Annotated in this window: 30 protein-coding genes; 12 read left to right on the top strand and 18 right to left on the bottom strand. The window is 69.5% G+C overall.

Features of this window, described 5'->3' with window-relative positions:
* The first annotated feature begins 27 nt into the window (after positions 1-27).
* Positions 28-876 carry an NAD-dependent protein deacetylase gene (locus tag H4F99_RS11710; RefSeq protein WP_182669932.1) on the top strand — a complete coding sequence of 283 codons (849 nt, stop codon included), beginning with the start codon at positions 28-30 and terminating at the stop codon, positions 874-876.
* Here the strand turns inward: H4F99_RS11710 and cfa are convergent.
* The 3 genes from cfa to H4F99_RS11695 all read right to left on the bottom strand — a co-directional run bounded on the left by cfa (position 873) and on the right by H4F99_RS11695 (position 3343).
* The gene (cfa, locus tag H4F99_RS11705; protein WP_182669931.1) at positions 873-2018 is read right to left on the bottom strand and encodes a cyclopropane fatty acyl phospholipid synthase; all 1146 of its coding nucleotides are present in this window, start codon (positions 2016-2018) and stop codon (positions 873-875) included. The two genes, H4F99_RS11710 and cfa, sit on opposite strands and share 4 nt — an antisense overlap.
* A gap of 71 nt (positions 2019-2089) precedes the next feature.
* Positions 2090-2944 carry an RsiV family protein gene (locus tag H4F99_RS11700; protein ID WP_182669930.1) on the bottom strand — a complete coding sequence of 285 codons (855 nt, stop codon included), beginning with the start codon at positions 2942-2944 and terminating at the stop codon, positions 2090-2092.
* Between the two features lie 108 nt (positions 2945-3052).
* Entirely contained in the window at positions 3053-3343 is a 291-nt protein-coding gene (locus H4F99_RS11695) for a GNAT family N-acetyltransferase (RefSeq protein WP_182669929.1), read from the bottom strand.
* Between the two features lie 290 nt (positions 3344-3633).
* Here H4F99_RS11695 and H4F99_RS11690 point away from each other — a divergent pair, with 290 nt between their 5' ends.
* A complete protein-coding gene (locus H4F99_RS11690; RefSeq protein WP_182669928.1) occupies positions 3634-3831 on the top strand; it encodes a hypothetical protein in 198 nt (65 codons plus the stop codon).
* Between the two features lie 14 nt (positions 3832-3845).
* Here H4F99_RS11690 and H4F99_RS11685 read toward each other — a convergent pair whose 3' ends face one another.
* Complete coding sequence (locus H4F99_RS11685) at positions 3846-4448, bottom strand: rhomboid family intramembrane serine protease (RefSeq protein WP_182669927.1); 603 nt, start codon at positions 4446-4448, stop codon at positions 3846-3848.
* Between the two features lie 143 nt (positions 4449-4591).
* Here H4F99_RS11685 and H4F99_RS11680 point away from each other — a divergent pair, with 143 nt between their 5' ends.
* The 3 genes from H4F99_RS11680 to H4F99_RS11670 are packed head-to-tail and all read left to right on the top strand — an operon-like array spanning position 4592 to position 7657.
* Entirely contained in the window at positions 4592-6370 is a 1779-nt protein-coding gene (locus H4F99_RS11680; protein WP_182670081.1) for a M14 family zinc carboxypeptidase, read from the top strand.
* Between the two features lie 58 nt (positions 6371-6428).
* Positions 6429-6956 (top strand): YbaY family lipoprotein, encoded by a 528-nt coding sequence (locus H4F99_RS11675; RefSeq protein ID WP_182669926.1) that lies wholly within the window; start codon positions 6429-6431, stop codon positions 6954-6956.
* A complete protein-coding gene (locus H4F99_RS11670; protein ID WP_182669925.1) occupies positions 6953-7657 on the top strand; it encodes an SAM-dependent methyltransferase in 705 nt (234 codons plus the stop codon). Before H4F99_RS11675 ends, H4F99_RS11670 begins: the two co-directional genes overlap by 4 nt.
* Positions 7658-7663: 6 nt before the next feature.
* On the opposite strand, the gene H4F99_RS11665 is transcribed toward H4F99_RS11670, so the two are convergent.
* Both H4F99_RS11665 and H4F99_RS11660 read right to left on the bottom strand, forming a co-directional pair.
* Entirely contained in the window at positions 7664-8572 is a 909-nt protein-coding gene (locus H4F99_RS11665) for a dienelactone hydrolase family protein (RefSeq protein WP_182669924.1), read from the bottom strand.
* A 34-nt stretch (positions 8573-8606) separates the two neighbouring features.
* A complete protein-coding gene (locus tag H4F99_RS11660; RefSeq protein ID WP_182669923.1) occupies positions 8607-11126 on the bottom strand; it encodes a response regulator in 2520 nt (839 codons plus the stop codon).
* A 162-nt stretch (positions 11127-11288) separates the two neighbouring features.
* Here H4F99_RS11660 and H4F99_RS11655 point away from each other — a divergent pair, with 162 nt between their 5' ends.
* Complete coding sequence (locus tag H4F99_RS11655) at positions 11289-11774, top strand: pyridoxamine 5'-phosphate oxidase family protein (protein ID WP_182669922.1); 486 nt, start codon at positions 11289-11291, stop codon at positions 11772-11774.
* A 27-nt stretch (positions 11775-11801) separates the two neighbouring features.
* Positions 11802-12824 (top strand): mechanosensitive ion channel family protein, encoded by a 1023-nt coding sequence (locus H4F99_RS11650; RefSeq protein ID WP_182669921.1) that lies wholly within the window; start codon positions 11802-11804, stop codon positions 12822-12824.
* A gap of 27 nt (positions 12825-12851) precedes the next feature.
* Here the strand turns inward: H4F99_RS11650 and H4F99_RS11645 are convergent, their stop codons facing one another.
* Complete coding sequence (locus H4F99_RS11645; protein ID WP_182669920.1) at positions 12852-13793, bottom strand: M14 family metallopeptidase; 942 nt, start codon at positions 13791-13793, stop codon at positions 12852-12854.
* A 161-nt stretch (positions 13794-13954) separates the two neighbouring features.
* On the opposite strand from H4F99_RS11645, the gene H4F99_RS11640 reads away from it, so the two are divergent.
* Positions 13955-14329 carry a DUF1428 domain-containing protein gene (locus tag H4F99_RS11640; RefSeq protein WP_182669919.1) on the top strand — a complete coding sequence of 125 codons (375 nt, stop codon included), beginning with the start codon at positions 13955-13957 and terminating at the stop codon, positions 14327-14329.
* On the opposite strand, the gene yedA is transcribed toward H4F99_RS11640, so the two are convergent.
* From yedA to H4F99_RS11620, 4 genes are all read right to left on the bottom strand, one after another.
* Positions 14301-15248 (bottom strand): drug/metabolite exporter YedA, encoded by a 948-nt coding sequence (yedA, locus tag H4F99_RS11635; protein WP_182669918.1) that lies wholly within the window; start codon positions 15246-15248, stop codon positions 14301-14303. The genes H4F99_RS11640 and yedA overlap by 29 nt on opposite strands.
* A gap of 119 nt (positions 15249-15367) precedes the next feature.
* Positions 15368-15853 carry a DUF4126 family protein gene (locus H4F99_RS11630; protein WP_182669917.1) on the bottom strand — a complete coding sequence of 162 codons (486 nt, stop codon included), beginning with the start codon at positions 15851-15853 and terminating at the stop codon, positions 15368-15370.
* A 30-nt stretch (positions 15854-15883) separates the two neighbouring features.
* Complete coding sequence (locus H4F99_RS11625; protein ID WP_182669916.1) at positions 15884-16408, bottom strand: type 1 glutamine amidotransferase domain-containing protein; 525 nt, start codon at positions 16406-16408, stop codon at positions 15884-15886.
* Positions 16409-16548: 140 nt separating this feature from the next.
* Positions 16549-17097, bottom strand: a complete 549-nt coding sequence (locus tag H4F99_RS11620) for a YdeI/OmpD-associated family protein (protein WP_343064205.1) — start codon at positions 17095-17097, stop codon at positions 16549-16551.
* A 167-nt stretch (positions 17098-17264) separates the two neighbouring features.
* Between H4F99_RS11620 and azu the strand changes: the two genes are divergently transcribed.
* Positions 17265-17828, top strand: coding sequence for an azurin (gene azu, locus H4F99_RS14500; RefSeq protein ID WP_182669914.1), 564 nt, complete (start codon positions 17265-17267; stop codon positions 17826-17828).
* A 42-nt stretch (positions 17829-17870) separates the two neighbouring features.
* Here azu and H4F99_RS11610 read toward each other — a convergent pair whose 3' ends face one another.
* The 4 genes from H4F99_RS11610 to bfr form a co-directional block, all read right to left on the bottom strand.
* Entirely contained in the window at positions 17871-18608 is a 738-nt protein-coding gene (locus H4F99_RS11610; protein WP_220481151.1) for an extensin-like domain-containing protein, read from the bottom strand.
* Positions 18609-18678: 70 nt separating this feature from the next.
* Positions 18679-19671, bottom strand: a complete 993-nt coding sequence (locus H4F99_RS11605) for a GGDEF domain-containing protein (protein WP_246371935.1) — start codon at positions 19669-19671, stop codon at positions 18679-18681.
* A gap of 45 nt (positions 19672-19716) precedes the next feature.
* The gene (locus tag H4F99_RS11600; RefSeq protein WP_182669913.1) at positions 19717-20712 is read right to left on the bottom strand and encodes an LLM class flavin-dependent oxidoreductase; all 996 of its coding nucleotides are present in this window, start codon (positions 20710-20712) and stop codon (positions 19717-19719) included.
* A 6-nt stretch (positions 20713-20718) separates the two neighbouring features.
* Positions 20719-21204 carry a bacterioferritin gene (gene bfr, locus H4F99_RS11595; RefSeq protein WP_182669912.1) on the bottom strand — a complete coding sequence of 162 codons (486 nt, stop codon included), beginning with the start codon at positions 21202-21204 and terminating at the stop codon, positions 20719-20721.
* A gap of 169 nt (positions 21205-21373) precedes the next feature.
* Here bfr and H4F99_RS11590 point away from each other — a divergent pair, with 169 nt between their 5' ends.
* Positions 21374-21850, top strand: coding sequence for a YaiI/YqxD family protein (locus H4F99_RS11590; protein ID WP_182669911.1), 477 nt, complete (start codon positions 21374-21376; stop codon positions 21848-21850).
* Positions 21851-21927: 77 nt separating this feature from the next.
* A complete protein-coding gene (locus tag H4F99_RS11585) occupies positions 21928-23061 on the top strand; it encodes a BamA/TamA family outer membrane protein (protein WP_182669910.1) in 1134 nt (377 codons plus the stop codon).
* Between the two features lie 56 nt (positions 23062-23117).
* Here H4F99_RS11585 and H4F99_RS11580 read toward each other — a convergent pair whose 3' ends face one another.
* Genes H4F99_RS11580 through H4F99_RS14575 form a run of 3 tightly spaced genes read right to left on the bottom strand, consistent with a single transcriptional unit; the run spans position 23118 to position 24815 of the window.
* Positions 23118-23486: a PilZ domain-containing protein gene (locus H4F99_RS11580; RefSeq protein ID WP_182669909.1), complete on the bottom strand. Its 369-nt coding sequence runs from the start codon at positions 23484-23486 to the stop codon at positions 23118-23120.
* A complete protein-coding gene (locus tag H4F99_RS14580) occupies positions 23483-24304 on the bottom strand; it encodes a hypothetical protein (RefSeq protein ID WP_281369256.1) in 822 nt (273 codons plus the stop codon). The genes H4F99_RS11580 and H4F99_RS14580 overlap by 4 nt, the downstream gene beginning before the upstream one ends.
* Positions 24297-24815, bottom strand: a complete 519-nt coding sequence (locus tag H4F99_RS14575) for a DUF1631 family protein (RefSeq protein WP_182669908.1) — start codon at positions 24813-24815, stop codon at positions 24297-24299. The genes H4F99_RS14580 and H4F99_RS14575 overlap by 8 nt, the downstream gene beginning before the upstream one ends.
* On the opposite strand from H4F99_RS14575, the gene H4F99_RS11565 reads away from it, so the two are divergent.
* The gene (locus H4F99_RS11565) at positions 24808-25482 is read left to right on the top strand and encodes an XdhC family protein (RefSeq protein WP_182669907.1); all 675 of its coding nucleotides are present in this window, start codon (positions 24808-24810) and stop codon (positions 25480-25482) included. The two genes, H4F99_RS14575 and H4F99_RS11565, sit on opposite strands and share 8 nt — an antisense overlap.
* The last annotated feature ends 6 nt before the right edge of the window (positions 25483-25488 follow it).

The following is a 25488-nucleotide window of genomic DNA, read 5'->3' as shown; positions in this document are numbered from 1 at the left end:
GGGCCAGCGGACTGCTAGCATCGCCGGATGCCCGCTCCTGCCACCGACCCTGCGGACGCCGGCGCCGCCCTCGCCGACTGGCTGCAGCACTTTCCCCGCGTACTGGCATTGACGGGCGCGGGATGCAGCACCGCTTCCGGAATCCCCGGCTACCGCGACGACCGCGGCCAGTGGAAACGCAGCGCTCCGATCACCTGGCAGGCGTTCTCCAGCGACCCGCTGGCACGAGCCCGTTACTGGGCGCGCAGCCTGGTGGGCTGGCCCGTGGTCGAGCGTGCCCGGCCGAACGGCGCCCATTTCGCGTTGGCCCGGCTCGAGGCGCTCGGTCATGTCGGGCACCTGGTGACCCAGAACGTCGACGGCCTGCACGAGCAGGCCGGGAGCCGGGTGGTCATCGACCTCCATGGCCGGATCGACATGACCCGCTGCCTGGACTGCTTCCTGCCGTTTCCGCGTAGCCAGCTCCAGGCGGTCCTCGAAGGCCTGAACCCGGACTGGCGCGGCCTCCACGCCGGCGCCGCACCGGATGGCGACGCCGACCTCGAGGGGCTGGATTTCACGCGCTTCACCGTCCCGCCCTGCCCCGTCTGTGGCGGCACCCTCAAGCCCGACGTGGTGTTCTTCGGCGAGAACGTCCCCCGCGAACGCGTCGCACGTGCCCAGGCGGCGCTTGAGCGGGCCGATGCCCTCCTGGTCGTCGGCTCCTCGCTGATGGTGTACTCGGGGTACCGGTTCGCACGGTTGGCGCACGGGACGGGTCGCCCCATCGCGATCCTCAACGCCGGCGTGACCCGCGCGGATGCCCTCGCCTCATTGAAGCTCCACGCCGATGCGGCGCAGGCGCTGGAGGCATGCGTGCGCCGCCTGGAACCCTAGCGCGGCGCGACGTAGCCGCCCGGCACGCCGCGCGGTGACAGGACCACCTGCCACAGTTGCGCGCGGCGGGTCCGGAACACCGCCATCGAGCCCGCCAGGTAGAAGCGCCACATCCGCCGGAAGCGCTCGTCGTAGCGCGACGGGAGGCTGTCCCAGGCGGCCTCGATGTTGTCGCGCCAGGCACGCAGCGTCAGGTCGTAGTCGGCCCCGAAGTTGTGCCAGTCCTCGATCACGAACCGGCCTTCGACCGCCTGCGCGATCTGTACCGGCGACGGCAGCATCGAGTTCGGGAAGATATGCCGCGCGATCCAGGGGTCGGTGCTGTGCGTCGTCAGGTTGCGGCCGATGGTATGCAGCAGGCACAGGCCATCGTCGGGGAGGCAGCGACGCGCGACGTCCATGAAAGCCGCGTAATTGGCATGGCCCACGTGCTCGAACATCCCGATCGACAGGATCCGGTCGAAGCGCTCGTCGACGTCGCGGTAGTCCTGCAATCGGATCTCGATCGGTCGTCCCTCGCACAGCCGGCGCGCGAACGCGGCCTGCTCCGCCGAGATCGTCACCCCGACGCCCTCGACGCCGTAATGCGCATGGGCGAACGCCAGCGCCTCGCCCCAGCCGCAGCCGATGTCGAGCACGCGCATGCCGGGACGCAAGCCCAGCTTTCGGCACACCAGGTCCAGCTTGGCGTCCTGCGCCGCGTCGAGGTCCTTCGCATCACGCCAGTAACCGCAGCTGTACACCAGGCGGGCACCCAGCATCGCGCGGTAGAGGTCGTTGCCCAGGTCGTAATGGCGTTCGCCGACCGCGCGGCTGCGCCGGCGCGTCTGCCGGTTCAGCCAGCGCGCGCGCCATTCCTCCAGGCGTGCGGGCCAACGACCAGCGCGTTCGTCGACATGCATGCCGAGGACGCGCGTCAGCAGGCCATCGAGCGAGGGCGCGTCCCACCAGCCGTCCATGTAGGCGTCGCCCAGCCCCAACGAGCCCTGCGCCAGCACACGGCGGTAGAAGCGCGGGTGATGGACATGCAGGTCACCACGTCCGTCCGCCGATGCCGGCGCGTCACCTTCGACCACGCGGACCCCGGCCTGCTCAAGCAGCTCGAGGACCTTCTCCCGTGCCCAATCGTTGGCAGTGCCCATCGCGTCGCCCCTGGCGGTGCCACCGGGACGACCTTAGCGCGGCACCCGCCACGTGTGTCAATGCCATGGGCTCAACGCGCGAACAGCTCCCGGTATTCGTCCGTGATGTGCGGAAGCAGCACCTCGGCGGGCAGCTCGACGGTCTGGACGCCATCGGAATAGGGGCCGACCTGGTAGGGCGGGAACACGAAGCGGATGGCGGTGATCCGTCCCGCTGCGTCCACCACCGGTTCGAACTGGCGATAGTGGTCGGGCTCGGGCCCGGTGCCGTCGTCGATCATGCGGCCCGCTTCGCGCGCCATCACCGCGCGCTCGCCGGCATCGAGTTCGTCGGCATCCAGTCGCTGCGACAGCGCGGTGTGCAACTGCTCGCGGACCCGCTGCGCGATGTCGCGCCAGGCCGGCCCTTCGGGGACCAGGTCGGTGATTTCAAGCAACGACTGTTCGGCCGGCAGCCAGACCCAGCGCGCCAGCAGCGGGGCACTGTGGGCACCCCCGGTATAGCTGCTGCCGTCGGCGGCGACGGCGTACAGCCGGGGCGTGTCGACAAGCTCGACGTAGCTGATGGAGAGGTCGTACAGCGTGTCGTCGCTCCCTTCGCCGCGGGCCGCCTCGGCCTGGGCGAGGTCCGCACGCGCGTCGTCGCTGTACTGTTGCAGCAGGCGCGCAAGACCGGGATAGCGCGAAGCGGAATCCGGGTAGCTGATGCCGATGACGTGCGCGCTGCTGATTTCCGAGACATCCTCCAGCTCGACCGGTCCCGACGGCGCCTGTGCCGTCGCATCCTCGCCCATGTCCGTTCCGGCCGCCGGCCCAGCGGGGTTGGCCGGGGTTGCGTCCGGGGACGGCGCGGGATCCCGTCCACAAGCGACGAGGCCCACCAGCAGGCACGCGGGCAGGATCAGGAGGCGACTGCAGGACTTCATCGGATGCTCCACGGGAAGGTGCGCGCAGCCTAGCGAGCGACGCGTGATGCCACGATCATCACATGCCCGGCGTGCCTTGCCGCACCTTTCGTCGAGCGCCGCGGGGGCTCAGGCAAGGAGAGGCTGGTAGTCGGGATGGCGTGCGACCCATGCCGCGGCATAGGAACAGGCCGGCTCCACCTTCAGCCCCGCCTCGCGGGCGTGCAGGAACGCCGACTCGACAAGCTGGCCGGCGATCCCGCGCCCGCCAATCGCCTCGGGCACCCAGGTGTGGGTGATGACCAGGGTGTGCCCCTCCACCCGGTAGTCCAGGTAGGCACGGACGTCATCGACCGTGGTGGCGAAACGGTGCATGTCGCTGTCATGCCGGATGTCCGGCCCGGAAACCGAAGGACTCATGCAGATCTCCTGGTGGGCACTTGGGGGCGTGGACGACGACGCGCCGGGCGGGGGCGTGCCCGGGCCGCCAGGCCTGCCGGATTTGCGCCGTTCGCACGTTACAGGAGTAGCACGCCCCGTATTCAGGGGGAGTGAGCGCGCTGCCATGGGAAGGCAGGTCAACCCGTTGCACGGCCAGCTTTGACGTAATCCGTCACATTTTGGCCGCCTGAACGCCGGATTCAGCGCGGTCCAGGACTTGGCACGGATCGTGCGTCATCACTGGCGAGATCACAGACGGAGGTACCGCCATGACCGCCAACCAGATCGCCCTGATCCAGTCCGCCAGCGACGCCGCGCTTGTCGAGCGCCTGTTCGTCCTTGCCCAGGACGGCGAATTCAACGCGGAAGAGTTCGCCGTGATCGACAACGAAGTCTACGGACGCTTCGCACGCGCCTACGGCCAGTCCCTGGAGGACATGGACCCGGCGTCGATGATGGCTGCCTGAGCGCCATAGTCGCTTCAGAATGACGGGTTGAGCAGCCGCTCCAGGAAGACCCCGCCGACACGGGGCTCCATCAGGAACATGAACAGCACGCCATAGATCGCGCCCGATAGATGCGCACTGTGGTTGATGTTGTCACCGCCTTTCCGGTCCATCCAGAACGAGTAGCCTACGTACGCCACGCCGTACAGGATCGCCGGGACCGGCAGGAAGAACAGGAAGATCAGCGACCACGGCGCGAGCAGGATGAAGGCGAACAACACCGCCGACACCGCACCCGACGCCCCCAGGCTGCGGTAGTGCGGATCGTGCCGGTGGCGCAACCAGGTGGGCAGTATCGCCACGACGATCGCCGACAGGTAGAAGAACAGGAAGCCGGCGCTGCCGAGGCGCTGCGCGAAGACCGGTTCGATCGCGCGGCCGAAGAAGAACAGCGTGATCATGTTGAACAGCAGGTGCTGCCAGTCGGCGTGCACGAACCCGTGCGTGACCAGCCGGTCGTACTGGTGTTTGCGGGCAATCGCCGGGGGCCAGAGGATCAGCCGCTCGATCAGGCGGGGCCGCTCGAAGGCCTGCCAGGAGACCAGCACCGTCACGGCGATCAGTATCAGGGTGAGCATCGGGTCTCCATTGCAACGCGGGTGGAGGCGGCCTGCCCGGCGGCGCCACGAGGCCCGACAGCCTACCGCATCGGCCGCCGCTGCCCGACCCTTCGGCTACCATCGGTGGCAGTCCATGCTCCCGTCACGCCATGTCCGTCCGCATTTCCGCCGCGTCCTCGCTGGCCCTCGCCCTCCTCCTCGCCCTTCCGGCAGCCGCCGCCGTGGCCGCCGACCCGGCCCTCAGCACCGTGGCCGAGCGCAGCGGATTCCAGAAGACCGGTCGCTATGACGAGGTGATCGCGCTGTGCGACGCCTTCGCCGAACGCCACCCGGATGCGGTGCGCTGCGAAACATTCGGTACCACGCCCGAGGGGCGCCCGATGAAAGTCCTCGTGGTGTCGACGTCGGGCGCCCTCGACCCCGACGAAGCACGTCGTCGGAACCTGCCGGTCACCCTGGTCCAGGGCGGGATCCACGCCGGCGAAATCGATGGAAAGGATGCCGGCTTCCTGGCCCTGCGCCAGTTGCTCGAGTCGCCCACCGGCCAGGACCCGCTGCGCCGGCAGGTGCTGCTGTTCGTCCCGGTCTTCAACGTCGACGGACACGAGCGCTTCAAGGCCTGGAACCGGCCCAACCAGCGCGGGCCGGAAGAGATGGGCTGGCGCACCACCGCGCGGAACCTCAACCTCAACCGTGACTACGCCAAGGCCGAAGCGCCGGAAATGCAGGCGATGCTGGCCCTGTACAACGCCTGGGACCCGCTCGCCTACATCGACCTCCACGCCACGGACGGTGCCCAGTTCGAGCACGACATTTCCATCCAGGTGGAACCGCTGCACGCCGGTGACCCGGCACTGCGGTCGATCGGGCTGGCGTTGCGCGACGGCGTGATCGCGCGCCTGGCCGAAGGGGGTTCCGCCCCGCTGCCGTTCTACCCGTCCTTCATCGAGTACGACAATCCAGCGTCGGGGTTCCGGGATGGCGTGCTGCCCCCGCGCTTCTCGCACGGGTACGCCTGGCTGCGCAACCGGTTCGGCATGCTCGTCGAGACCCACTCCTGGCGCCCCTATCCCGAGCGCGTGGACGCCACCCGGCGCACCATACTGGCGGTCCTGTCGATGGTGGCGGAGCACGGTCCGGCATGGGCACGCGAGACGCGTGGAGCGGACCAGCGGGCCGTCGAGCTCGCCGGAACCCCCGTCGACCTGACCTACGAGGCCAGTGGGCAGGCGCGGGAGATCGAGTTCCTCGGCTATGCCTACACCCGGACCCCGTCCGAGGTCTCCGGCGCCCTGATGACCCGCTACGACGAGTCCACCCCGGACACCTGGCGCGTCCCGTTGTACGACGACATCGCACCTGCGCTGACGGTCCCGGCCCCGGGCGCCGGTTACATCGTGCCGGCGGCGTTCGCGGACCGGGTCGCACCGCGCCTGGCCGTACATGGAATCCGCTTCGAGCGACTGCGAAGCGGCGTGCAGGGCCACCGGGTGGAGGTGTTCACTGCCGGAACCGCGACGTTCGCGGCACAACCGATGGAGGGCCACCAGCGGCTTGACGTCGAAGGGCAGTGGAGCGAGGACACGCGCGACCTGATCGCCGGGGCCCTGTTCGTGCCGATCCGCCAGCCGTCGGCGCGCCTGGTGATGTCGCTCCTGGAGCCCGGTGCCCCGGACGCCCTGCTGGCCTGGGGCGAATTCAACAACAATTTCGAGCGCAAGGAGTACATGGAGCCGTACGTGGCCGAAGCGGTGGCCCGCGACATGCTCGCCAGCGACCCTACGCTCCGCGCCACGTTCGAAGGTCGCCTGCGCGAGGACGCCGACTTCGCCGGCAGCCCCGAGGCCCGGCTCGATTTCTTCTACCGTCGCCACAGTGCCTGGGACGACCGCCACAACGTGTACCCCGTACTTCGCACCGATGCCGTGCCCGCGCCTTGACCCGGGCATGACCCGGAATGCGGGACACTCCCCTGCCCTGCCCTGGATGGAGACCGCCATGCCACGCCTGATCGCCTCCGCCGTGTCGGCCTGCGTACTGCTCGCGGCCTGCCAGGCCACCGAACCGCCGGAAAGCACGCCGCTCTCCCCCGCCGCATCCGCAGCACCCGCCACCGGCATGCCCGGCGGCGACCACTCGGACACCCCCTCCGAAACGGCTCGCCTGCAAGGGCGCGCCACCTATCGCGAGCGCATGTTGCCGCCGCCAGGCTCGGTGCTGACGGTGCAACTGATCGACAACCTGCTGGCCGATACCCCGAAGGCGGTGATCGCGGACACCACGGTGACCGGCATCGCGGCGCCGCCCTTCGCCTTCGAGCTCACCTATCCCGTCGACGCCTTGCGCGACAACGGCATGTACGGCCTGCATGCCGCCCTGCGAGGCCCGGATGGCCGCCTGCTGTTCGTGACCGATACGCGCGTGCCGGTCACGCCCGGCAGCGACGAACATCCGGAGCTGATGATGGTGCGGGTCGCCGGCAACGCCGCCGCGGGCGCCGACACCCCCCGTCCGGAACGCCCATGACCGCCCGCCAGCGCTCGCCAGCGTGGGCTGCGTCCCACCTGGTGCTGGCGTGCGGGCTTCTCGTCAACGGCGCATGCGGCACCGGACAGGCGCCACCTCCGCCTGCTGCACCCGGTCCCGAGGTCTCCACGCCCGCCCCGGGCGCGAGCCCGTCCGCCACCGGGGCGCCACCCCCTGCCGCGACGCTGACCTCGATCGCCCCGACGGACACGCCGCGTCCCGAACGCACGCCGGACGTGGTGTACGTGGCGACCCCGCAGGCCGTGGTCGACGTGATGCTCGAGATGGCGCGCGTGGGCGAAGACGACGTGCTGTACGACCTCGGCTCCGGCGACGGCCGCATCCCGATCACCGCGGCACGCCGCTGGGGCACCCGCGGCATCGGCATCGAGATCCACCCGATGCGGGTGCGCGAGGCGAACCTGGCCGCCTTCAACGCAGGCGTCCACGAGCGGGTGCGCTTCCTGGTCGCGGACATGTTCGAGATGGACATCAGCGAGGCCACCGTGGTGACGCTGTACCTGCTGCCGGACCTCAACCTGCGACTGCGTCCGAAACTGCTCAGGCTCGCGCCCGGCACCCGCATCGTCACCCACAACTACCACATGGGCGACTGGGCGCCCGATGCCCACCGCATCGTCGGGGATTCGGTGGTGTACCTGTGGACGGTGCCCGACACCCTGCCGCCACACCTGCGCTGATACCGCTCAGGCGTTCCCGGACTTCAAGGTGCGCTCGAACAGGGCCAGCGTCCGCGACCACGCTTCGGTTGCCGCGGCCTCGTCGTAACGGGGCGTGGTGTCGTTGTTGAAGCCATGGACCGTGCCCGGCGGCTGGACCAGCGCATGACGGACACCCGCGGCCTCCAGGGCCTGCTGGTAGCCGGGCCAGGTGCTGTTGACCCGCTCGTCGTCCGCCGCCAGCACCACCAGCATCTCGGCGCGGATGTCGGCCACGTCCTCGAGATCGGGCGCACTGCCGTAGAACGGTGCAGCGGCCTTCAGCTCCGGCACCTGGGTGGCGAGGAAGTTCGCCATTGCACCGCCGTAGCAGAATCCCACCACCCCGAGGCGGCCATTGCCTTCATCCGAGGCCAGCAGCATGTGCGCGGCCGCGAGGAAATCCTCCCGGCACTTCGCCTGGTCGAGCTCGCGGAACTTCTCGCGGGCGGCATCCTCGTCCCCGGGATAGCCCCCCAGCGGGAACAGCGCATTCGGCGCGAAGGCCAGGTATCCCTCCAGCGCGAGGCGCCGGGTGACGTCTTCGATATGCGGGTTCAGTCCACGGTTCTCGTGCACGACCAGCACCATCGGCAGCGGCCCCCCGGCATCCTTGGGGGTGACCTGGTACCCGCGCGCCGTGCCGTAGCCGTCCGGCGACAGGAACTCGACGTGGCGTGCGTCCAGGCGGGCATCGTCCGGCTTGACCTGCTGCGCGTGGGCGAACCGGGGGGCCAGCGCCGCCAGCAGGCCCGCCGCCGTGGTCGCGCCGACGGCATGGCGGGCCGCTCCCGACAGGAACCCGCGCCGATCGATGACGCCATGCACGTACTGATCGAAAAGCCGCAGGACCTCCGGGTCGAAGTCTCGAACCGTCTTGCGCGGGGGCGTCGCCATGGGCACCTCGTCGGGATGGGAGCGGGCCTCCACCCTACTCCCGAAACCGCTGCGATTCACCTGCATCGCCCGCCGAAGCATCGTGTTGCTGGACCAGCGCCAGGGCCGCCAGCAGGCGCGAGCGCGAGAACGGCTTGGACAGCACCGTTCCTTGCCCACCGCGCGCCTGGATCACGTCCTCCTGGTGGCCCGAGACGAACACCACCGGCAAGTCCGGCCTCTGCGCGCGGGCACGCGCGGCCAGTTCGATCCCGTCGCATCCCGGCAGCTCCACGTCCGTCATGAGCACGTCGCAGGGCGTGGACGCGAGGCAGGCCATCGCTTCCTCGGCGTTGCGCGCGGTGCTGACCGTCAGGCCGCAGGACGTGAGCAGTTCGCCGGTCAGCAGGCGGTCGTCCGGATCGTCGTCCACGAGCAGCACGTGCAAGGACGCCGGCGCCCCATGGCCATCGATCGCCGCACGCACCAGGCGCGCCAGCTCGGCGCTTCCATAAGGCTTGTCCAGCAGGAGCACGTCGGGACGCGGCCCGCGGTTGCGCGACATCAGCCCCTCCGCATAGCCCGAGGTCATCAGCACTGCGATCCCGGGCCAGCGCGCACGCACCGCTTCCACCAGTTCGAAGCTGTGCAGCGGACCGGGCATGACCACGTCGGTGAACAGCAGTGCCGGACGCAGGCCCGATTCCAGCAGGGTCAGTGCCATCGCGGCGTGGGTGGCCTGCACCACGCGGTAGCCCAACGCCTCCAGGATCTCCGCCCCGGCCTTGCGCACGCCGTCTTCGTCCTCCACCAGCAGCACGGTCTCCTGCCGGCCCCGCGGCAAGGGAGCGGCCGGGGTGACGGCCGGCATGGGGCTCGTACCGGTGCTGCTTACCGGCAGGTGCAAGGTGAAGACCGTGCCTTTTCCGGCTTCGCTCTCGACCCCGATCCGCCCGCCGCTCTGCTGCACGAACCCGTACACCGCGGCCAGGCCCAGGCCGGTGCCACGGCCCGGGGGCTTGGTCGTGAAGAACGGATCGAAGATGCGTGCCTTGACCTCCGGCGTCATGCCGACACCGGTATCGGACACCACCAGTCGCAGTTCGCCACTGCCCTGCGAGGCGTCGCCGCTGGGCTTGACCTGCTGGCATTCCACCCGCACCCGTCCGCCCTCGGGCATCGCGTCGCGCGCGTTGATGACCATGTTGAGGAGCGTGGTCTCGAACTGCTGGAGGTTGGCTTCGATGTGGACCTCGCAGTCGTCCAGCGCCAGTTCGAGCACAACCTCGTGACCTTCGCCCAGCACCCGCTCGATCATGTCGGCGAGCCGTCGCACCACCTGCGCCGGATTGAAGGACGTCCTGCTGGGCGCGTCCTGTCGCGCGAACGCCATCAGCTGCGACACCAGCCTCGCACCGCGCTGCACGGCCGCGCGCGCCGAGGCCATGCGTTCCCGGGCGGCATCGGGCAGGCCGTGCGACTCGATCAGTTCCAGGTTCGCGCCCACCACCTGCAGCAGGTTGTTGAAGTCATGGGCGACGCCGCCGGTGAGCTTGCCGATGGCTTCCAGCTTCTGCGCCTGGTGCAGTGCCGCCTGGGCCTGGCGGCGCTCCTCCTCCGCGACCCGTAGGGCTTCGGTGCGTTCGTCCACCAGCTCGGACAGGTTGGCGTGGAAGCGCGCGAGTTCTTCCTGGGCCGCTGCCTGCGTGGTGGTGTCGTTGCCCTGCACGAAGATGCCCTTCACCCGACCGCGCGCGTCACGCACCGGCTGGTACACGAAGTCGACGACGACCTCCTCGGGTTCCTGCCCGGCCTCGCGCTGCAGGTAGATACGCACGCCCCGGCCGACATGCGCCTTGCCCTCCACGTACACCTTGTTGAGCAGGTCGAGGAAGCCCTGCGCCACCGCCTCGGGCAGGGCTTCTTCCAGCGGCAGGCCGATCAGGGGGCGTCCGCTGCCGACCAGTTCCTCGTAGGCCCGGTTGACCTGCGCGAAGCGGTGTTCGGGACCCGACAGATAGGCCATGAACCCGGGTGCCTGGGCGAACAGGGTCTCGAGGTCGGTCAGGCGCAGTTCCAGCGTCCGGTTGTGTTCCTGTACCTCGCGGGCGCGCTCGAACATGCCCTGCTCGATCTGTTCGGACGAGGCCCCGGTCGCTTCGGCCAGCGCCTGCTTGAGCCGCCGCATCCCGGTGACGTCGGTGGTGTGCTGGAGCACCCAGGCCACCTCGCCGCGCGCATCGAACAACGGCGTGTGGGTCGCGGACCAGTACCGGTCCTCCATCACGATGCCATCGGGGCCGGGGCGGGGGATTGCATAGCGGATCAGGCTGAGGACGTCGCGACGCCCGGTCCGCAGTACCCGCTGCAGGGACTGCCGGAGCAGGGCCACGTTGGCATTGCCCAACTCGCTGCCGTCTCCCGGGAATGCCTCGAACAGGCCCACCCCGAGCAGCGCGTCACGGCCATGCCCCACCGCGGCCTCGTAGGCCTGGTTCATGGCGACATACCGCAGGTTCCGGTCCAACACCATGTACGGGTTGGGCGAACGGTCGAACAGGTCGCCGAAATCCATCCACGCACTCTCCCCTGAATCGTTCCATGCTCGCAGAAGCCCGTGCGGCCGGCAATTGCCGCGGCGTGCCGGGGTGAACGCCGCCTGTCCGGTTCAGCTTGCGTGGACGCCATCCCCACGCGGCCGGGCCTAAAAAAGAGGCCCGATCCCCGGAGGCGCGCCATGACCGACAACCGAGAACTCGAACAGAAACTCTGGAAGGCCCTGAAGTCCGACCGCACGCTGATGCTCGGCGTCGACGGCGTGGAGGATGGCCATTCGCGACCGATGACCGCGCAGATCGACGGCGATACCGGCGGGCCGGTCTGGTTCTTCGTCGGACAGCCCAACGTGCTCGTTGACCACCTGAAATCGGGCCGTCGCGCCATCGCCGCATTCGCGTCCAAGGGGCACGACCTGTTCGCAAGCATCCACGGCAACCTGGTGGTGGACACGCGCCGCGACATGGTGGATCGCCTCTGGAATCCGTTCATCGCGGCCTGGTTCGAAGGCAAGGACGACCCGCGCCTGGTGCTGCTGCGCTTCGACGTCGAACACGCCGAGGTCTGGCTGAACGAGAACAACCTGCTGGCCGGGGTGAAGATGCTGCTGGGCGCGGATCCGCGGAAGGATTACGAGGACAAGGTCGGCGACGTCGACCTGCGCTGAGGCGTCGGACACGTGGCGTTGTCCTCGATGAGCGTTCCGGGCACCCGCTTCGACCTGGCGCCGGTCGCCGGTCGCCTGGAGTCGGAGGCCCAGTCGCTGCTGGCCGCCCTCCCCCTGCTGGCCCTGTCGCTGCTGGTCGTCGCGGCGGCGTGGTGGGTGGGCGGCTGGCTGTCCCGGCGCCCCGTGGTCGACCGGCTGGCGCGCGACAATCCCTTCCTGCGCGACCTGACGCGGACCACCGTCCGCTGGCTGGTGCTCGCGGGCGGCGTGCTGGTCGCGCTGGAGATCATGGACGCCACCGCGATGGTCGGCGCCATGCTCGGCACCGCCGGCGTGCTCGGCGTGGCGTTGGGTTTCGCGTTCAAGGACATCCTGGAGAACTACCTGGCGGGCGTGCTGCTCAGCCTGCGCCAGCCGTTCGCTCCGCGCGACCACGTGGTCATCGACGGCAACGAGGGCATCGTGCTGTCGCTGACCTCGCGCGCCACCATCCTGATGACGCTGGACGGCAACCACCTGCGCTTGCCGAATGCCATGGTGTTCCGGGGCGTCACCCTCAATTACACGCGCAACCCGACGCGGCGCTACCAGTTCGATGTCGGCATCGGGGTCAACGAGGACCTGATCCGGGCACAGCAGATCGGCCTGCAGACGATGTCCACGCTGGAGGGCGTGCTGGAGGACCCGCCGCCGCGCGCGTTCATCACCTCGCTCGGAGATTCCAACGTGCAGCTCCGCTTCCTGGGCTGGGTGGACCAGCGCAGCCATGAATACGCGCAGGTGAAAAGCGAGGCCATCCGCCAGACCAAGCTGGCGCTCGAACGGGCCGGGATGGACATGCCCGAACCGATCTACCGCGTGCAGCTGCAGGAAGCTCCCCACGCGCGGGCCCTGCCCGCACACCCCGCAACCCGCAGCGACACGGCCGCGACGGACGAGCGGATCGACACCCGTGCCACCCGCGACCTCGACAGCCAGCTGGACCGGGAGACGGACGCGACGGGGCCGGAAGGCCGCGACCTGCTGGATCCGGCCGCCCCGCGCGAATGACGGCCGGGCGCGGCCGCCACGACGGGCTCAGGCGGCGGCGCCCCCGGGGTCATGCGCCAGCGCGTAGTCCATCGCGGCGCAGACCGCCGTCGCCTGGGCGATGTTGCATTGCTCGGGCGTCGCGCGGGGACTGTCCGGATAGACCTCGGTAGTCGTCGTGTACGCCGCCTCGGTGATGCCCGCGCAAAGGCCCAGCGCCTTCAACGGATAATTGATGACCCCGTGACCCACCACCGGCGCGCCGATGATCTCCCCGCGCCCATCGGCCGGCGCGATATGGGTCACCCCGGCGACCGCGTCGACCACGGCCTGCTGGAACGCCGCCTGCGGATTCTCGCTGTCGCCCACCAGGTAGAAGCCATCGGGAATCTCCCCCGGTTCGAAGGGCTTGCCGTCCCGCGCGGCGAGTGCCGGGCGGAATTCGGTTTCATCGCTGTCGGTGGTTTCGTGCAGGTCGATATGCAGCCGGGCACTGTCGCGGATCGGTGCGACAAGGCGCATCAGCGCCGCCGATTCGCCTGCCGGACTGTCCTCCACGAACGAACGGTTGGGATCGATCGCATCCGGATTCCAGCGATGGATGCGCTCGTACGCCCAGGGGCTGACGCAAGGCGCGACCAGCAGGTTCGCCCGCCCGGCATAGGCATGGGCATGGCGTTCGAGGAAACGCAGTGCACCGTGCACGCCGCTGGTCTCGTAGCCGTGGACACCGCCGGTCACCAGCATCGTGGGGAGGTCCGGGTCCCATGCCCGCGAACGCACCGCGAGCAGCGGGTAGGCCTCGCCGTCGTACTCCAGCCGGCCGTACTCTTCGACGTCGAAGTCCGCGCGCAGGCGCTCGATGGCCGGCAACACCTCCTCGTCGTAACGACGGTGACGCACCTGCCGCGACCGCCATTCCGAGCGCTCGGCGTCGCCCCAGGGCTGGCCGGGCGTACCGATCGGGTGGAAACGCGGTTGCGGGGTCATCCAAGGGCTCCGGTGGGTATCGGGAAGGCCGGCACTCTACCACCCGCCTCCGGGTGCCTGCATGCCGGGGGGCGCCCGTCGATGTCGGGCCTTCACGTTCGTCGTCGTCCAGGGGGCGCACAGTGGGCGCCCCCTTCCCCCGTTCATTGCAGGAGGTCGCCATGTCGTACGTCGATGGCTTCATCGCCGCCGTTCCCACCGCCAACAAGCAGAAATTCATCGAGCACGCGCGCACCGGCGACTCGGTCTTCATCGAGTACGGCGCGCTCCGTGTCGTGGAGTGCTGGGGGGACGACGTGCCCCACGGCAAGCAGACCGATTTCTTCGGGGCCGTGCAGGCCCGCGAGGACGAAACGGTGGTGTTCTCGTGGATCGAATGGCCGGACAAGGCCACCCGGGACGCAGGGATGAAGAAGATGATGGAGAGCGACGACCCGCGCATGGACATGGAGAAAAACCCCATGCCGTTCGACGGCAAGCGCCTGATCTATGGCGGATTCGTCCCGATCATGGAGCTTCCCGGGTCGGGGGGCTGAGCGGCGCGCGTCGCGGGCGTTTCAGGGTGATCAGCACCACGCCTGCGACGATTACCGCCATGCCCGCCAGGTCGAAGGGACCGACCGTCTCGCCGGCCAGCACGATGCCGAACAGCACGGCCACCGGTGGATTCACGTACGCATAGCTGGTGGCGACGGCGGGGCGCGCGTTCTTCAGCACGTACAGATAGGCACTGAACGCCACGATCGAGCCGAACACCGCGAGGTAGATCAGAGCCAGCGTCGACTTGAGGGTCGGATCGGCGGGCAGGCGCTCGCCCAGCCCGACCCCGAGCAGCAGCAGCGCGCCGCTGGCGCAGAGCATCTGGGCGGCGGTATTCATGGGACCGCTGGGCATGTCCTGGCGCCGGCTCCACACCGACCCGAACGCCCAGCTCATCGCCGCGACGATCAGCGCGATCGCACCGACGGGCTCTCCGGCGAGCCCGCTGCCGAAGTTGAGCACGACCACGCCGATGAAGCCCACCAGCAGCCCGGCCGTTTCCCGGCGCGTCGGCCACTGTCCATACAGTCCGGCGAACAGCGCAGCGAACAGCGGCATGCTCGACACCGCCACGGCCGCGATGCCGGAACTCACGCGCTGCTCCGCGAAGCACACCAGACCGTTCCCGACGGCCAGCAGCAGGAAGCCGGTGATCGCCGCGTTTCGCCATTGCAGCCGGGTGGGCGGCGCCCATCCCCGCCAGCGCAGGAAGGCATAGAGCGCCACGCCTGCCGCGAGGAAACGCAGCCCCGCCAGCAGGAAGGGCGGCCAGCTTTCCAGCGCGAAATGGATGCCCAGGTAGGTCGAACCCCAGACGACATACAGCGTCAGCAGGGCCAGCGGCACCATGAAGCGGGGATCGAGATGACGCGGCACGCCCACCGGGGCGGGCGCGGACAGGGTCGGATCGTGCATGGGGATGCGGAGGGAAACCACGACGTGGGACCGCCATTATCAGGCCTGGCGGACGTCCACGTGCAGGTCGACTGGCACCCATTGAGGGCAAAACGAGGGAGGGTGCCCCGTCCCCTCGTTCAACCGGGAACGCCGCCCCCCATCGCGAGGATGACCGATGCGGCGGCGAGCATGAGCACCAGCGCGTCCTCGATCAGCGCCGCCGGCAGGTCATGCCCCAAGCGCTCGGCGAGGCGCCGCCTCAGCGCAAATCCGCCCCAGGTACCGGCAACGGCGGCCCCCGCGCCGACCACGATGCCCACCCATGGCGCATGCCCCGTCGCGAGCGCCAGAAGCGCCCCGCACCCGCCCCCCGACAGCAGGCGCGCGACCACCGCCGCGGGCTGCTTGCGACTGGGCGCCCGGGGTGACTTGTCACCGAGCAGCTCCAGTACCGCCAGCACCGTCAGCAGCCAGCGGAAGACACCGCTGTCCACCCAGTGCAGCGTCGTACCGTCGAGCGGCAGCCAGGCGAACGCCACCGCCCAGGCCAGCAACGCCGGCGCCAGGAAGGTCCGCCCTCCCGACGCCAGTCCCGAAAGAACGCATGCGATGAGCAGCCACACGAGGGGCACGATCCCGGCAGGTCCCACGGATCAGCCGAGGGCGTCGATGACCGCCCGCGTGAACGCGGGGATGTCGTCGGGCTTGCGACTGGTAATCAGGTGGCCGTCCACCACCACTTCCGCATCCTCCCAGCGCGCACCCGCGTTCTCCAGGTCGGTGCGTACCGAAGGCCACGAGGTTACCCGGCGTCCCTTGGCCGCCCCGCTCTCCACCAGCAGCCACGGGCCATGGCAGATCGCCGCGAGCGGCTTGCCGGCCTCGTTGAAGCCACGAATGAAGCCGACGGCCGCGTCATTGATGCGCAGGGCATCGGGGTTGATCACCCCGCCGGGCAGGACCAGCGCGTCGTAGCGGGTGGCGTCCACCTCGTCCAGGCGACGGTCTACGTCGACCTCCTCGCCCCAGTCCTTGCCTTTCCAGCCGCGGATGCGCCCGCCTTCCGGCGCAACCACTTCCACATCGAAACCCGCCTCCCGCAACCCGTCGCGCGGGCCGGTCAACTCGGATTGCTCGAAGCCGTCGGTCGCCAGAAGCGCTACCTTCCTGCCTGCCATGGGGGTACCTCTCGTCGTGGGGAGTGTCCACGCTAGGCAGCACCGGGTGGCCGGCAAGTGAAAAACGCGGGCGGCGGCGGCGGCGGGACTGAATCCCAACGAAATGCGCCTCGCGGGAACGCCTGTCCCGGGCGCTGGCCTTATCCGGCGGGCACCGGTGCGCGGATGTTGCCGCCGTAGATACCCGTGCGATCGAAGCAGCAGACGCGGCGCTTGCCGCCGGCCAGCATGTCGCAGGCATTCCCGATGCGCCGGCTCCGCGTCGTCGCTTGTTTGGCGGTGGTGATCCACAGGATCCAATCCCGTCGCGCCGCGGGCGTGATGTCCTTCCATGTCGCCAAGGCGTCGGGCGCCGCCTGCAGCGCCTGGCGCAGATCCGCAGGAACCCGGGGTTCGGGCTGCTTCGCTGCGGGTCGGATGTCCAGGCTCACCGTGTCGCCCTCCGAAACACCCGCGGCCTCGCGCAGCGCCGCCGGCACCTTCAACCAGTGTGCGCCTGCGCCGTCAGGCTCGAGGATGGCCGTGAACGGGTGGCCGTCCAATGCCCCGTCGACGGCCGTGCTGGCACGCGTCGGCAGCTTCCGGCTCGACGCTTCCGGTACCATCACGAACGTCCAGGTCGCGCGTTTCGGTTCCGCGGGCCGATGCAGGCGCGCGGTGAAACGGATGGATCCTTTGGCATCGGGCACGCGGGGCTCCTCTTTCAATGCAGCGTCGCTGTCGTGCGCGAGTCTAGCGTGGCATGCATGCACGGCGCGCGGTCGAGCGATGCACAGGCCTGACTTCACGACGGCTTCACCCTCCCGCACCATGCTGCAGGCGATCGTGCGCCTCCATGCGCGCCGAGGACTTCTGCATGACTGCCAGGCCCACCCTGCTCGCTTCCGGATTCCTGCTTGTACTTGCCGGGTGCGGCGACCCGGCACCGACGCCTCCCGCAGGCGGTCCGGTCCCGGAGTCCGCCTCCACGCCCGCCGCACCGGTAGCCGCCGTGGAACCGGCAGCGAACGAAGGCACCGAGCCGTCCACGGACACCGCGTGCGCCGTCGAAATCGAGGGCAACGACCTCATGCAGTTCAATCGCGACGCGATCGCGGTACCGGCGACCTGTGAACGCTTCACCATCACCCTGCGGCATACAGGACAGATGCCGGTCGCCACGATGGGACACAACGTCGTGATCACCCGCGAGAGCGACATGCCGGCGGTTGCGGCCGACGGCGTGGGCGCGGGGCTGGACGCCGGCTACCTCAAGCCGGGGGACGATCGCATCCTCGCCCACAGCGACCTCGTCGGCGGCGGTGCCATCACCTCGGTCACCTTCCCCTCCGCGAAACTCAAGGAAGGCGGCCCGTACGTGTTCTTCTGCAGTTTCCCGGGGCACGCACCGATGATGAACGGACGCATCGCCCTGGAGTGACGCCCACGCGTCCGGTCCAGGCCGCGCACCGGCCAGCGGTGCTCAGCGACAGATGCCGAACGAGCCCCGGTCGAAGTGGAAGTGGTCCGCGTGCGCACGGTTGTAGCCAGGGCCCAGCACCCCGTCGAAGTAGCGGCAGGCGCCGGCGTGCAGATCCCTGAGCAGGCGCGCATCCGGCCCCAGGGAAGCCTCGGGCACGCCGGGCGCGTACGCGGTCACGGGCACCCGGCGACCGTCGGCCAGGACGAACGCGGCCACGTCCAGTGCGTCCGCGGTGGCGTGCCGGCTGCGGCGTCGACCCGGCTCGCCGTAAAGGTTACGGCAGGCGTACGACCCGTAGTGCTCGATCCCCACCACCGTCTGGCCGGTCTGCGTGCGAGCTACGGGCTGCAACACATGGCGCTCCCACATGGCGAGCGAGAGGGCGGCACGACAACTCAGCGCGAACGCCTCCCCGACCTCGACGCTGCTGCGTTCGATCCGTACCGCCGACTCGAAGCCGCAACCTTCGCCCGTCACGCGGTCCTCCAGCGGCGTCCAATCCATGTGCGCCCCGGCCAATGCGGTCTTGCAGGCCGCTTCGTCGCCGGAGGCGCGCCCCAGCTTGAAGCCGGTCAGCCAGTTCGGTGCATCATCGATCCGCAGGGGTGCCCACGGGTTCCACGCGTCGGGCACCTGCAAGCGGCCCGACAGGAGCGACCACGCCGCTAGACACGCCAGCAACACCCCTAGCAGGAGCGCCCGCATGCCGCGCTCACGATGACGGTCGGATCCGTTCATCGCCCCACTGTCGACACCGTCCTGTCAAACCTGCGTCCATCGTGCGGGCCCGCGTTCTCCAAGCCTCCGGCTACCGCGCGGCCGAGGGCCGATGCCAGTTGCCGGTTTCGATCCTGTTCCGGCCGCCACTCTTGGCGGCATAGAGCAGGCGGTCGACGCCGGCGAGGAACTCGCGCGCGGTGGTGTCGCCGTCCGGCCTCGCGGTGCCTACGCCCAGGCTTGCGGTGACGACATCATGGACCTCGGAATCGCCATGCGGGATCCGCAGTTGGGCAACGCCGTCGACGCAGGCCTGCGCGATCCCGCGCACGGCGTTCTCGTCGGTATCCGGCAGCAACAGGATGAACTCCTCACCGCCAAAGCGTGCCACCACGTCGCGGGGCCGTCTCGCCAGCGCACCCAGCATGCCCGCGATCCGCTTGAGGCACTCGTCCCCCGCGACATGTCCATGGGCATCGTTGTACTGCTTGAAGCAATCGATATCCAGGATCACCAGGGAGAGCGGCTGGCCGCTGCGACGCGCCTCCTTCCACTCCGTTCCCAGCCGCGTGTCGAACATGCGCCGGTTCGCGATGCCGGTCAGGCCATCGGTCATCGACAGCTGTTCGAGCTCCCGATGCAGCCTCAACAGTTCCTCTTCGGCCTTCTTGCGCTCGCTGATGTCGAACATGAAGCCGACCAGGCTCTGGACTTCACCCTCCGCGTTGCGGACCACGTGCACCACGTCGCGAATCCAGACGTAGTGGCCGTCGCGGGTCATCGCACGATAGTCGGCCTCGTGATCGACGCCGGCCTGCGACTGCGCCACGCAGAAGTCCACCACCCGTGCGCGATCCTCCGGATGCATGCGGGTCGCCCAGTCCTCCACCGTGGTCCAGCTGCCTTGCGGCCAGCCCAGCAGCGCCTCGATCTGCGGTCCGATGTAGGCGAAGCGCATCGTCGCCCAGTCGATCTTCCACGGGATGGCCCGCGTCGATTCAAGCAGCGTGCGGTAGACGTCGGCATCCTCGAGGGCGTCCTGGATGCCGGCCATGCCGGTATCCGGCTGCGTCAGGTCGTTCATGCAGCCGATCTTACGGGAGACCGTGGCCTCCCGCGCAGACGCCCGTTACCCGCCCTGCCAAGCATCCATCGCAAGCGCGAACGAGCGCAGGCGTGCGGCGGGGTCGAACACGTTGGCCGTGAGGATCAGTTCGTCGGGCCGGTGGCGGTCGCTGAAGGCCTGCATCGCGGCGCGGACGGTGTCCGGCGCGCCCACCGCCGAACAGGCCAGCGCCGCGTCGATGCCGGCCTTCTCCGCCGGGTCGCAGAAGTCATGGATGGCGTCGCCGGACGCGAGCGGCGGCGGCACCAGGCCGGGCCGTCCGCGCCGCAGATTGACGAACGCCTGCTGCTGCGTGGTGAACAGCCGGGCCGCCTCGGCATCGGTGTCCGCAGCCACCACGTTCATGGCCAGCATGACGTGGGGCGCCTGCAGGCGGGGCGAGGGCCGGAACTCGCGCCGGTACACCGCCAAGGCCTCCTCCAGCATCGTCGGAGCGAAGTGCGACGCAAATGCGTACGGCAACCCGAGCGTGGCCGCCAACCGCGCGCCGAACAGGCTGGACCCGAGGATCCACGCTTCGACCTCGATCCCCGCGCCCGGCACCGCCTGCACCGGCTGGCCGGCCTTCACCGGCTCGAAGTAGGCCAGAAGCTCCACCACGTCGGCCGGAAATTCGTCCGCGCCCTGGTAATAGCGCCGCAACGCACGGGTCGCCGCCTGGTCGGTCCCGGGCGCCCGGCCCAGGCCCAGGTCGATCCGCCCCGGATACAGCGCGCCGAGCGTGCCGAACTGCTCGGCCACCTGCAAGGGCGCGTGGTTGGGCAACATGACGCCGCCCGCGCCCACCCGCAACGTGCGCGTGCCCTGGGCCACGTGGCCGATCAGCACCGCCGTCGCCGCACTCGCGATGCCCGGCATGTTGTGGTGCTCGGCCAGCCAGAAACGGCGGAAACCCAACCGCTCGGCCTCGCGCGCGAGCTCAAGGGTGTGGGCGAACGTCGCCGCTGGCGTACTGCCCGCGGTGACGGGGGCAAGGTCGAGGACGGACAGGGGCAACATGCGTGCTTACTCGCCGCTCGGGTCTCCGGATATCTGCTGCTGCAGGTAAAGCGGCAGCCCCAGCATGCGGATCAGGCGCAGTTGCTGCTCAAGCCACCAGGTATGGTCTTCTTCGGTATCGGCGAGCTGGGTCACCAGCACCGCACGGCTGACGTAATCGCCGTGACGCTCGCACAGCGCGACGCCGTCGGCCAGGTGCTTGCGCACCGCATATTCGGTTTCGAGGTCCCGCTGCAGCATCTCCTCGACCGTGGTACCCGGCTCGAAGCTTTCCGGGCGCATGTCCGGGTCGCCTTCCAGGAACAGGATCCGCCGCAGCAGCGCGTCCGCGTGCTGGGTTTCCTCTTCCATTTCGTGGTTCATGCGCGTGTAGAGCGCCTGCAGGCCCAGGTCCTCGTAGCGACGCGAGTGAATGAAGTACTGGTCGCGCGCCGCGAGTTCCCCGCGCAGCAGGAACTTCAGGTAATCGACGATCTCGGGATGGCCTTTCATGGTGGGGGCTCGTGGCAGGAACAGGGCCAGTCTGCACGATCGCGCCGATCGATGACGGGATGAGAACGCTTCCGCTTCACCTTCTCAGCGCTGCGAATCCCGTCCTGCCCGGCGTCCGTCCTGCACCGGCGCACTGTCCTAGACTGTACGCCCATCGCAGGACCCGCCCATGGCCACCACCACCGCACCGATCGAGAACGCACCGCAGGTATGGGTGGATGCGGACGCCTGCCCGGCGCCCATCAAGGAGATCCTGTTCCGGGCCGCCGAACGGGCGAAGGTCCGGGTGACGCTGGTCGCCAACCAGTGGATCCGCGTGCCCGCGTCGCCGCATATCCGGTCGATCCAGGTCGCGGGCGGCTTCGACGTCGCCGACGGCGCGATCGTCGAACGCGCAGGACCCGGCGACCTGGTCGTGACCCAGGACATTCCCCTCGCCGCCCGAGTGCTCGAGAAAGGGGCGGATGCAGTGAATCCGCGCGGCGAGCGCTATACCCCGGACACCATCGCCGAGCGCCTCTCGATGCGGAACTTCATGGAAGAACTGCGCGGCGCCGGCATCCAGACCGGTGGCCCCGCCGCGTTCCATGCCCGCGACCGCCAGGCGTTCGCCCGCGAGCTGGATCGCTGGATCGCAAAGCGTTGAGGGGGGCCCACTGACTTCGGCTTCACGCATGCTCGACGTACCCTGAACGCAACCCGCTCCCCTCTGTGATCACACCCATGCCCGTGACCGGCCTGTCCCGCCCGTTGGCCCTGCTGCCACTCCTCCTCGCATTGCCCCATGGCCAGGCACGCGCCCAGGACGCGCAACCCGCGGTGGAGGCCGCGTCTACGCAAGGCACGGAGGCCGTCGCCGACCCCGTGGACGACCCGTCCGGCGAAGCGAAGAAGCACTCGCCATGGCTCTTCGTGCCGCTGGTCAGCAGCAACCCGAAGCTCGGCACCTCGCTCGGCGCGATGGTGGGGTATGTCCGCCTGCTCGATCCCGAGTCCGAGCCCTCGATGCTGGCCATCCAGGGCCAGCGCTCCAATACCGAGTCCAGCACCGTGGGGTTCGGCGGAAAGCTGTTCTGGGGCGCCAACGCCCACCAGATGCAGTTCGGCGCGGTGGGCGGCAAGGTCACCAACGACTACCTCGACTTCCTCGGCACCGGCGAGGAAGTGCGGTCCGACGAGGACCTGCGCGGCTACTTCCTGCGCTACCAGCACCGGATCCGGCCGAACTGGTACCTCGGCGGACAGGCCCTGTACTCGAACTACGACGTCGAAGGCAGTGATCCGTCTTCGTCGCAGATCCTCGACCTCGCCGGCCTGACCGGGTCGGTTTCAGCCGGCATTGGGCTGATCACCTCCTACGACACGCGCGACAACACCTCCAGTCCGACCGAGGGCATGCTCTTCCAGCTGCACAATTTCGCGTTCCGCGACGGTTTCGGCAGTGACGACGACTACGACGCGCTCACCGGCGAGATCAAATGGTTCGCCAGCACCAGCGACGTCAACGTCGTGGTCCTGCACGGCAAGCTGCGCATGACCGCGGATGCACCCACCTCCAAGCAGAGCACCGTCGAGCTGCGCGGCTACACCCGCGGGCAGTACCTCGGACGGAACGCGCTGACGCTCGAAGCGGAGGACCGCTACATGTTCAAGCCGCGCTGGGGCGCCAAGGCGTTCGCGGGCGTGAGTTGCCTGTACGGCGATGGACAGTCCTGCGGCGACGAGATCTACCCGATGGTCGGCGGCGGTGTGTTCTACGTGGTCAAGCCGGAAGCGCACATGGTCATCAGCGCGGAGTTCGCCAAGGGCAATGGCGACAACCGCGGCTTCTACCTGAACTTCGGGCATCGGTTCTAGCGCGGCCGCCTGTCGCTCTCCACGCAGGACGACCACCCTGTGTCCCCGACACCCGGCTAGCCTTGCAGTGTCGCGTCCACATCGGTCGCCGCCAGCCAGGCGTCGAGCTCGGTGCGGCTGGCGGCATCGAGGTGGATGAAGCGCAAACCCACCGAGCAACTGCCGTCCGCTTCGCGCTGCTGACGCACGACCTGCACGCCGCCCTCAAGAGGAAAGCGCCGGTCGCCCGCCTGCAGTTCCATCCGGACCTGGTACACGGCCTGGTCGACCAGCGGCTCCGCGACCTTCAGCTTGAGGCCACCGCGCGAGATGTCGCGGGTGAAACCGAGGGCGCGCTGGGTCATCGCATTCACCACCGGCACCAGTGCGTCCACGCGCCCCCGCGGCGCGCGACGACCGCCCGGATCGTCCACGGCCGGGCTCATCGAGCCCCTCCGGTCCCCGTCAGCAGCCACGCCTGCCCGTCGGCCAGCAGGTGCGAGACGGTGTCCGTGTCGATCCATGCCTCCTGGCCGCTGTCCTCCACCGCCAGCAGCACGCGATGCGTGCCCTGGTGGTGATCGCACAGGCGTGCACGCACGATGCCACCCGCGCGGCTGAAACCGATGAGGGCGCCCTTGGGCAAGGCCTCCAACCGGGTCTGCCACCGGTGCGCGTCCGTCGCGGCGGCGTCCGCCACGGCCACGCCCGCCAGGTGCAGCAACGCGCCCGCCAGCCGCTCGCTTTCCGCTTCACCATGTCCGACCAGCCCCAGCGAGCCAACGATCCAAGCGTGGATGGCCGGATCGATCGCCTGGCCGGTACGCATGGCATCCACGACTTCGGCCACCACCATCCTGCAACGCTGCCATTCGGTGGACTGCGGACCGAAGCGCGACACCAGCCGCACCATCGCCGCCACCGCTTCGCCGCGCTCCCGAAGGCCGCTGTCCGGCAAGGTGCCCGGTGGTACCAGGTCGTCCAGGCTGGCGTTGACGATACGCAGCGCCTCGATCGCGGACAGCATGCCGTCCGCTTCGTGCCCCGCGCCGGCGTCGTCGCGTCCGCGGTCCGGATGGCTGGCGCCCGCTCGGGTACGGACCGGCACGAACTCCAGCCCCGGGAGGATCCCGGCGGCATCCAGGGTGGCATTGGCCACCTGCATCATGGCTTCGTAATGCGGTCCCACCCGGTCGTCGTAACTCTTGTACAGCGCCAGCCGGGCATGCACCGGCAATGCGATGGCGTGGGCCGCATCACGCAGGGCACGGCAGCAGGCCTGTGGTCCGATCGGCAGCGACGCCGCGTCGAGCGGGGGGGCGCTCCAGCAGCACCGCGAAGCGGTGCCCCAGCAGCATCAGCGGCAGGCTCGCGCGCGCCGCATGGCGGGCCGCAATCGATCCGAGTGTGTTGTCCTCGTCGACGATGGCCTCGTCCAGCAGCATCAGCGGCTGCAGCGCACCGTCCGGGAGCCCCGGGCTCGATGCGGGCGATGCATGGTCATGCGCGAGGGTGCAGGACTGGCGCAGCGCGTCGGCGAAGGCCGGCTGGAAGGCGTCGCGATGCCGTGCCAGCGCCTGGCGCGTATCCACCCATTGGGCGAGCATCGCGTCGTCGCGTTCCTCGCGTGCACGCCGTGCCACGACGACATCGAGCTGGTCGATGATCGCATCCAGCTCGGGCTTGAGGTCGGCCAGGAGCCGGTCAAGCACCTGGTCCATCGCGTGTCGGGAGCGGCGGGGAATCGAAAGCAGCTGCCGGGGGCGGTTGCGCATCGCCCTGCTGCCCCTGCAACGGCTGCCGGGACTGGCCGATCTGCTGGTCGCGTGGGACGAGGGGCGCGACGCCCTCGCGCTGCGCGTCGACGCATCGGGGCAGGTCCGCCTCGCCGTTGGCAACCGCGACCGTGCCTGGCGGGTCCCGGCCTCGCCGCCGCCCTGGCCGCTGCGCGACCTGCCCGTGTGGGAGCTGCGCATCGGACGTCCGCCGGCCGTGCTCATCGCGGGGTCCGGCCCCGAGGCTCCGCTCCTGCTGCCGCTGCTCGACCAGCTGGGCTGGCGCTGCGTGGTGGTCGAGCCGCGCGACCGCTGGCGCGCCGCGCACCTGGCCGACGTCGGCCATCGCGGTGCGGCCTTCGAGCGCCTGCAGGACGCCCTGGATGCGGCGCCCCCCCTGGATGCCGCCCTGGTGATGCACCACAACTTCGAAATGGATCGCGATGCGCTGGAAACGCTATCGCGCACCCCGCTGCCTTTCATCGGTCTACTGGGCCCCGCACGCCGCCGTGACGATCTGTTACGCCTGCTCCCGCCCCGTGACCGCACGCGCCTGCAGCCACGCCTGCGCGCTCCGGTCGGCCTGCCGCTGGGCGGACAGGGCCCCGAGGCGATCGCGATGAGCATCGGCGCGCAGTTGCAGGCGTATCGTCATGCCGACGCCTGAGTGACC

The sequence above is a fragment of the Marilutibacter penaei genome, assembly GCF_014145395.1.
Classification (GTDB): Bacteria; Pseudomonadota; Gammaproteobacteria; order Xanthomonadales; family Xanthomonadaceae; genus Marilutibacter; species Marilutibacter penaei.
Note: the sequence above shows the minus strand (reverse complement) of the source record. Positions and strands in the feature narration are given on the sequence as shown.

Coding starts and splice junctions, on each gene's coding strand:
- H4F99_RS11710 (WP_182669932.1), top strand. CDS start 28: ATGCCCGCTCCTGCCACCGACCCTGCGGACGCCGGCGCCGCCCTCGCC.
- cfa (WP_182669931.1), bottom strand. CDS start 2,018: ATGGGCACTGCCAACGATTGGGCACGGGAGAAGGTCCTCGAGCTGCTT.
- H4F99_RS11700 (WP_182669930.1), bottom strand. CDS start 2,944: ATGAAGTCCTGCAGTCGCCTCCTGATCCTGCCCGCGTGCCTGCTGGTG.
- H4F99_RS11695 (WP_182669929.1), bottom strand. CDS start 3,343: ATGAGTCCTTCGGTTTCCGGGCCGGACATCCGGCATGACAGCGACATG.
- H4F99_RS11690 (WP_182669928.1), top strand. CDS start 3,634: ATGACCGCCAACCAGATCGCCCTGATCCAGTCCGCCAGCGACGCCGCG.
- H4F99_RS11685 (WP_182669927.1), bottom strand. CDS start 4,448: ATGCTCACCCTGATACTGATCGCCGTGACGGTGCTGGTCTCCTGGCAG.
- H4F99_RS11675 (WP_182669926.1), top strand. CDS start 6,429: ATGCCACGCCTGATCGCCTCCGCCGTGTCGGCCTGCGTACTGCTCGCG.
- H4F99_RS11670 (WP_182669925.1), top strand. CDS start 6,953: ATGACCGCCCGCCAGCGCTCGCCAGCGTGGGCTGCGTCCCACCTGGTG.
- H4F99_RS11665 (WP_182669924.1), bottom strand. CDS start 8,572: ATGGCGACGCCCCCGCGCAAGACGGTTCGAGACTTCGACCCGGAGGTC.
- H4F99_RS11660 (WP_182669923.1), bottom strand. CDS start 11,126: ATGGATTTCGGCGACCTGTTCGACCGTTCGCCCAACCCGTACATGGTG.
- H4F99_RS11655 (WP_182669922.1), top strand. CDS start 11,289: ATGACCGACAACCGAGAACTCGAACAGAAACTCTGGAAGGCCCTGAAG.
- H4F99_RS11650 (WP_182669921.1), top strand. CDS start 11,802: ATGAGCGTTCCGGGCACCCGCTTCGACCTGGCGCCGGTCGCCGGTCGC.
- H4F99_RS11645 (WP_182669920.1), bottom strand. CDS start 13,793: ATGACCCCGCAACCGCGTTTCCACCCGATCGGTACGCCCGGCCAGCCC.
- H4F99_RS11640 (WP_182669919.1), top strand. CDS start 13,955: ATGTCGTACGTCGATGGCTTCATCGCCGCCGTTCCCACCGCCAACAAG.
- yedA (WP_182669918.1), bottom strand. CDS start 15,248: ATGCACGATCCGACCCTGTCCGCGCCCGCCCCGGTGGGCGTGCCGCGT.
- H4F99_RS11625 (WP_182669916.1), bottom strand. CDS start 16,408: ATGGCAGGCAGGAAGGTAGCGCTTCTGGCGACCGACGGCTTCGAGCAA.
- azu (WP_182669914.1), top strand. CDS start 17,265: ATGACTGCCAGGCCCACCCTGCTCGCTTCCGGATTCCTGCTTGTACTT.
- H4F99_RS11610 (WP_220481151.1), bottom strand. CDS start 18,608: ATGAACGGATCCGACCGTCATCGTGAGCGCGGCATGCGGGCGCTCCTG.
- H4F99_RS11605 (WP_246371935.1), bottom strand. CDS start 19,671: ATGAACGACCTGACGCAGCCGGATACCGGCATGGCCGGCATCCAGGAC.
- H4F99_RS11600 (WP_182669913.1), bottom strand. CDS start 20,712: ATGTTGCCCCTGTCCGTCCTCGACCTTGCCCCCGTCACCGCGGGCAGT.
- bfr (WP_182669912.1), bottom strand. CDS start 21,204: ATGAAAGGCCATCCCGAGATCGTCGATTACCTGAAGTTCCTGCTGCGC.
- H4F99_RS11590 (WP_182669911.1), top strand. CDS start 21,374: ATGGCCACCACCACCGCACCGATCGAGAACGCACCGCAGGTATGGGTG.
- H4F99_RS11585 (WP_182669910.1), top strand. CDS start 21,928: ATGCCCGTGACCGGCCTGTCCCGCCCGTTGGCCCTGCTGCCACTCCTC.
- H4F99_RS11580 (WP_182669909.1), bottom strand. CDS start 23,486: ATGAGCCCGGCCGTGGACGATCCGGGCGGTCGTCGCGCGCCGCGGGGG.
- H4F99_RS14575 (WP_182669908.1), bottom strand. CDS start 24,815: ATGCGCAACCGCCCCCGGCAGCTGCTTTCGATTCCCCGCCGCTCCCGA.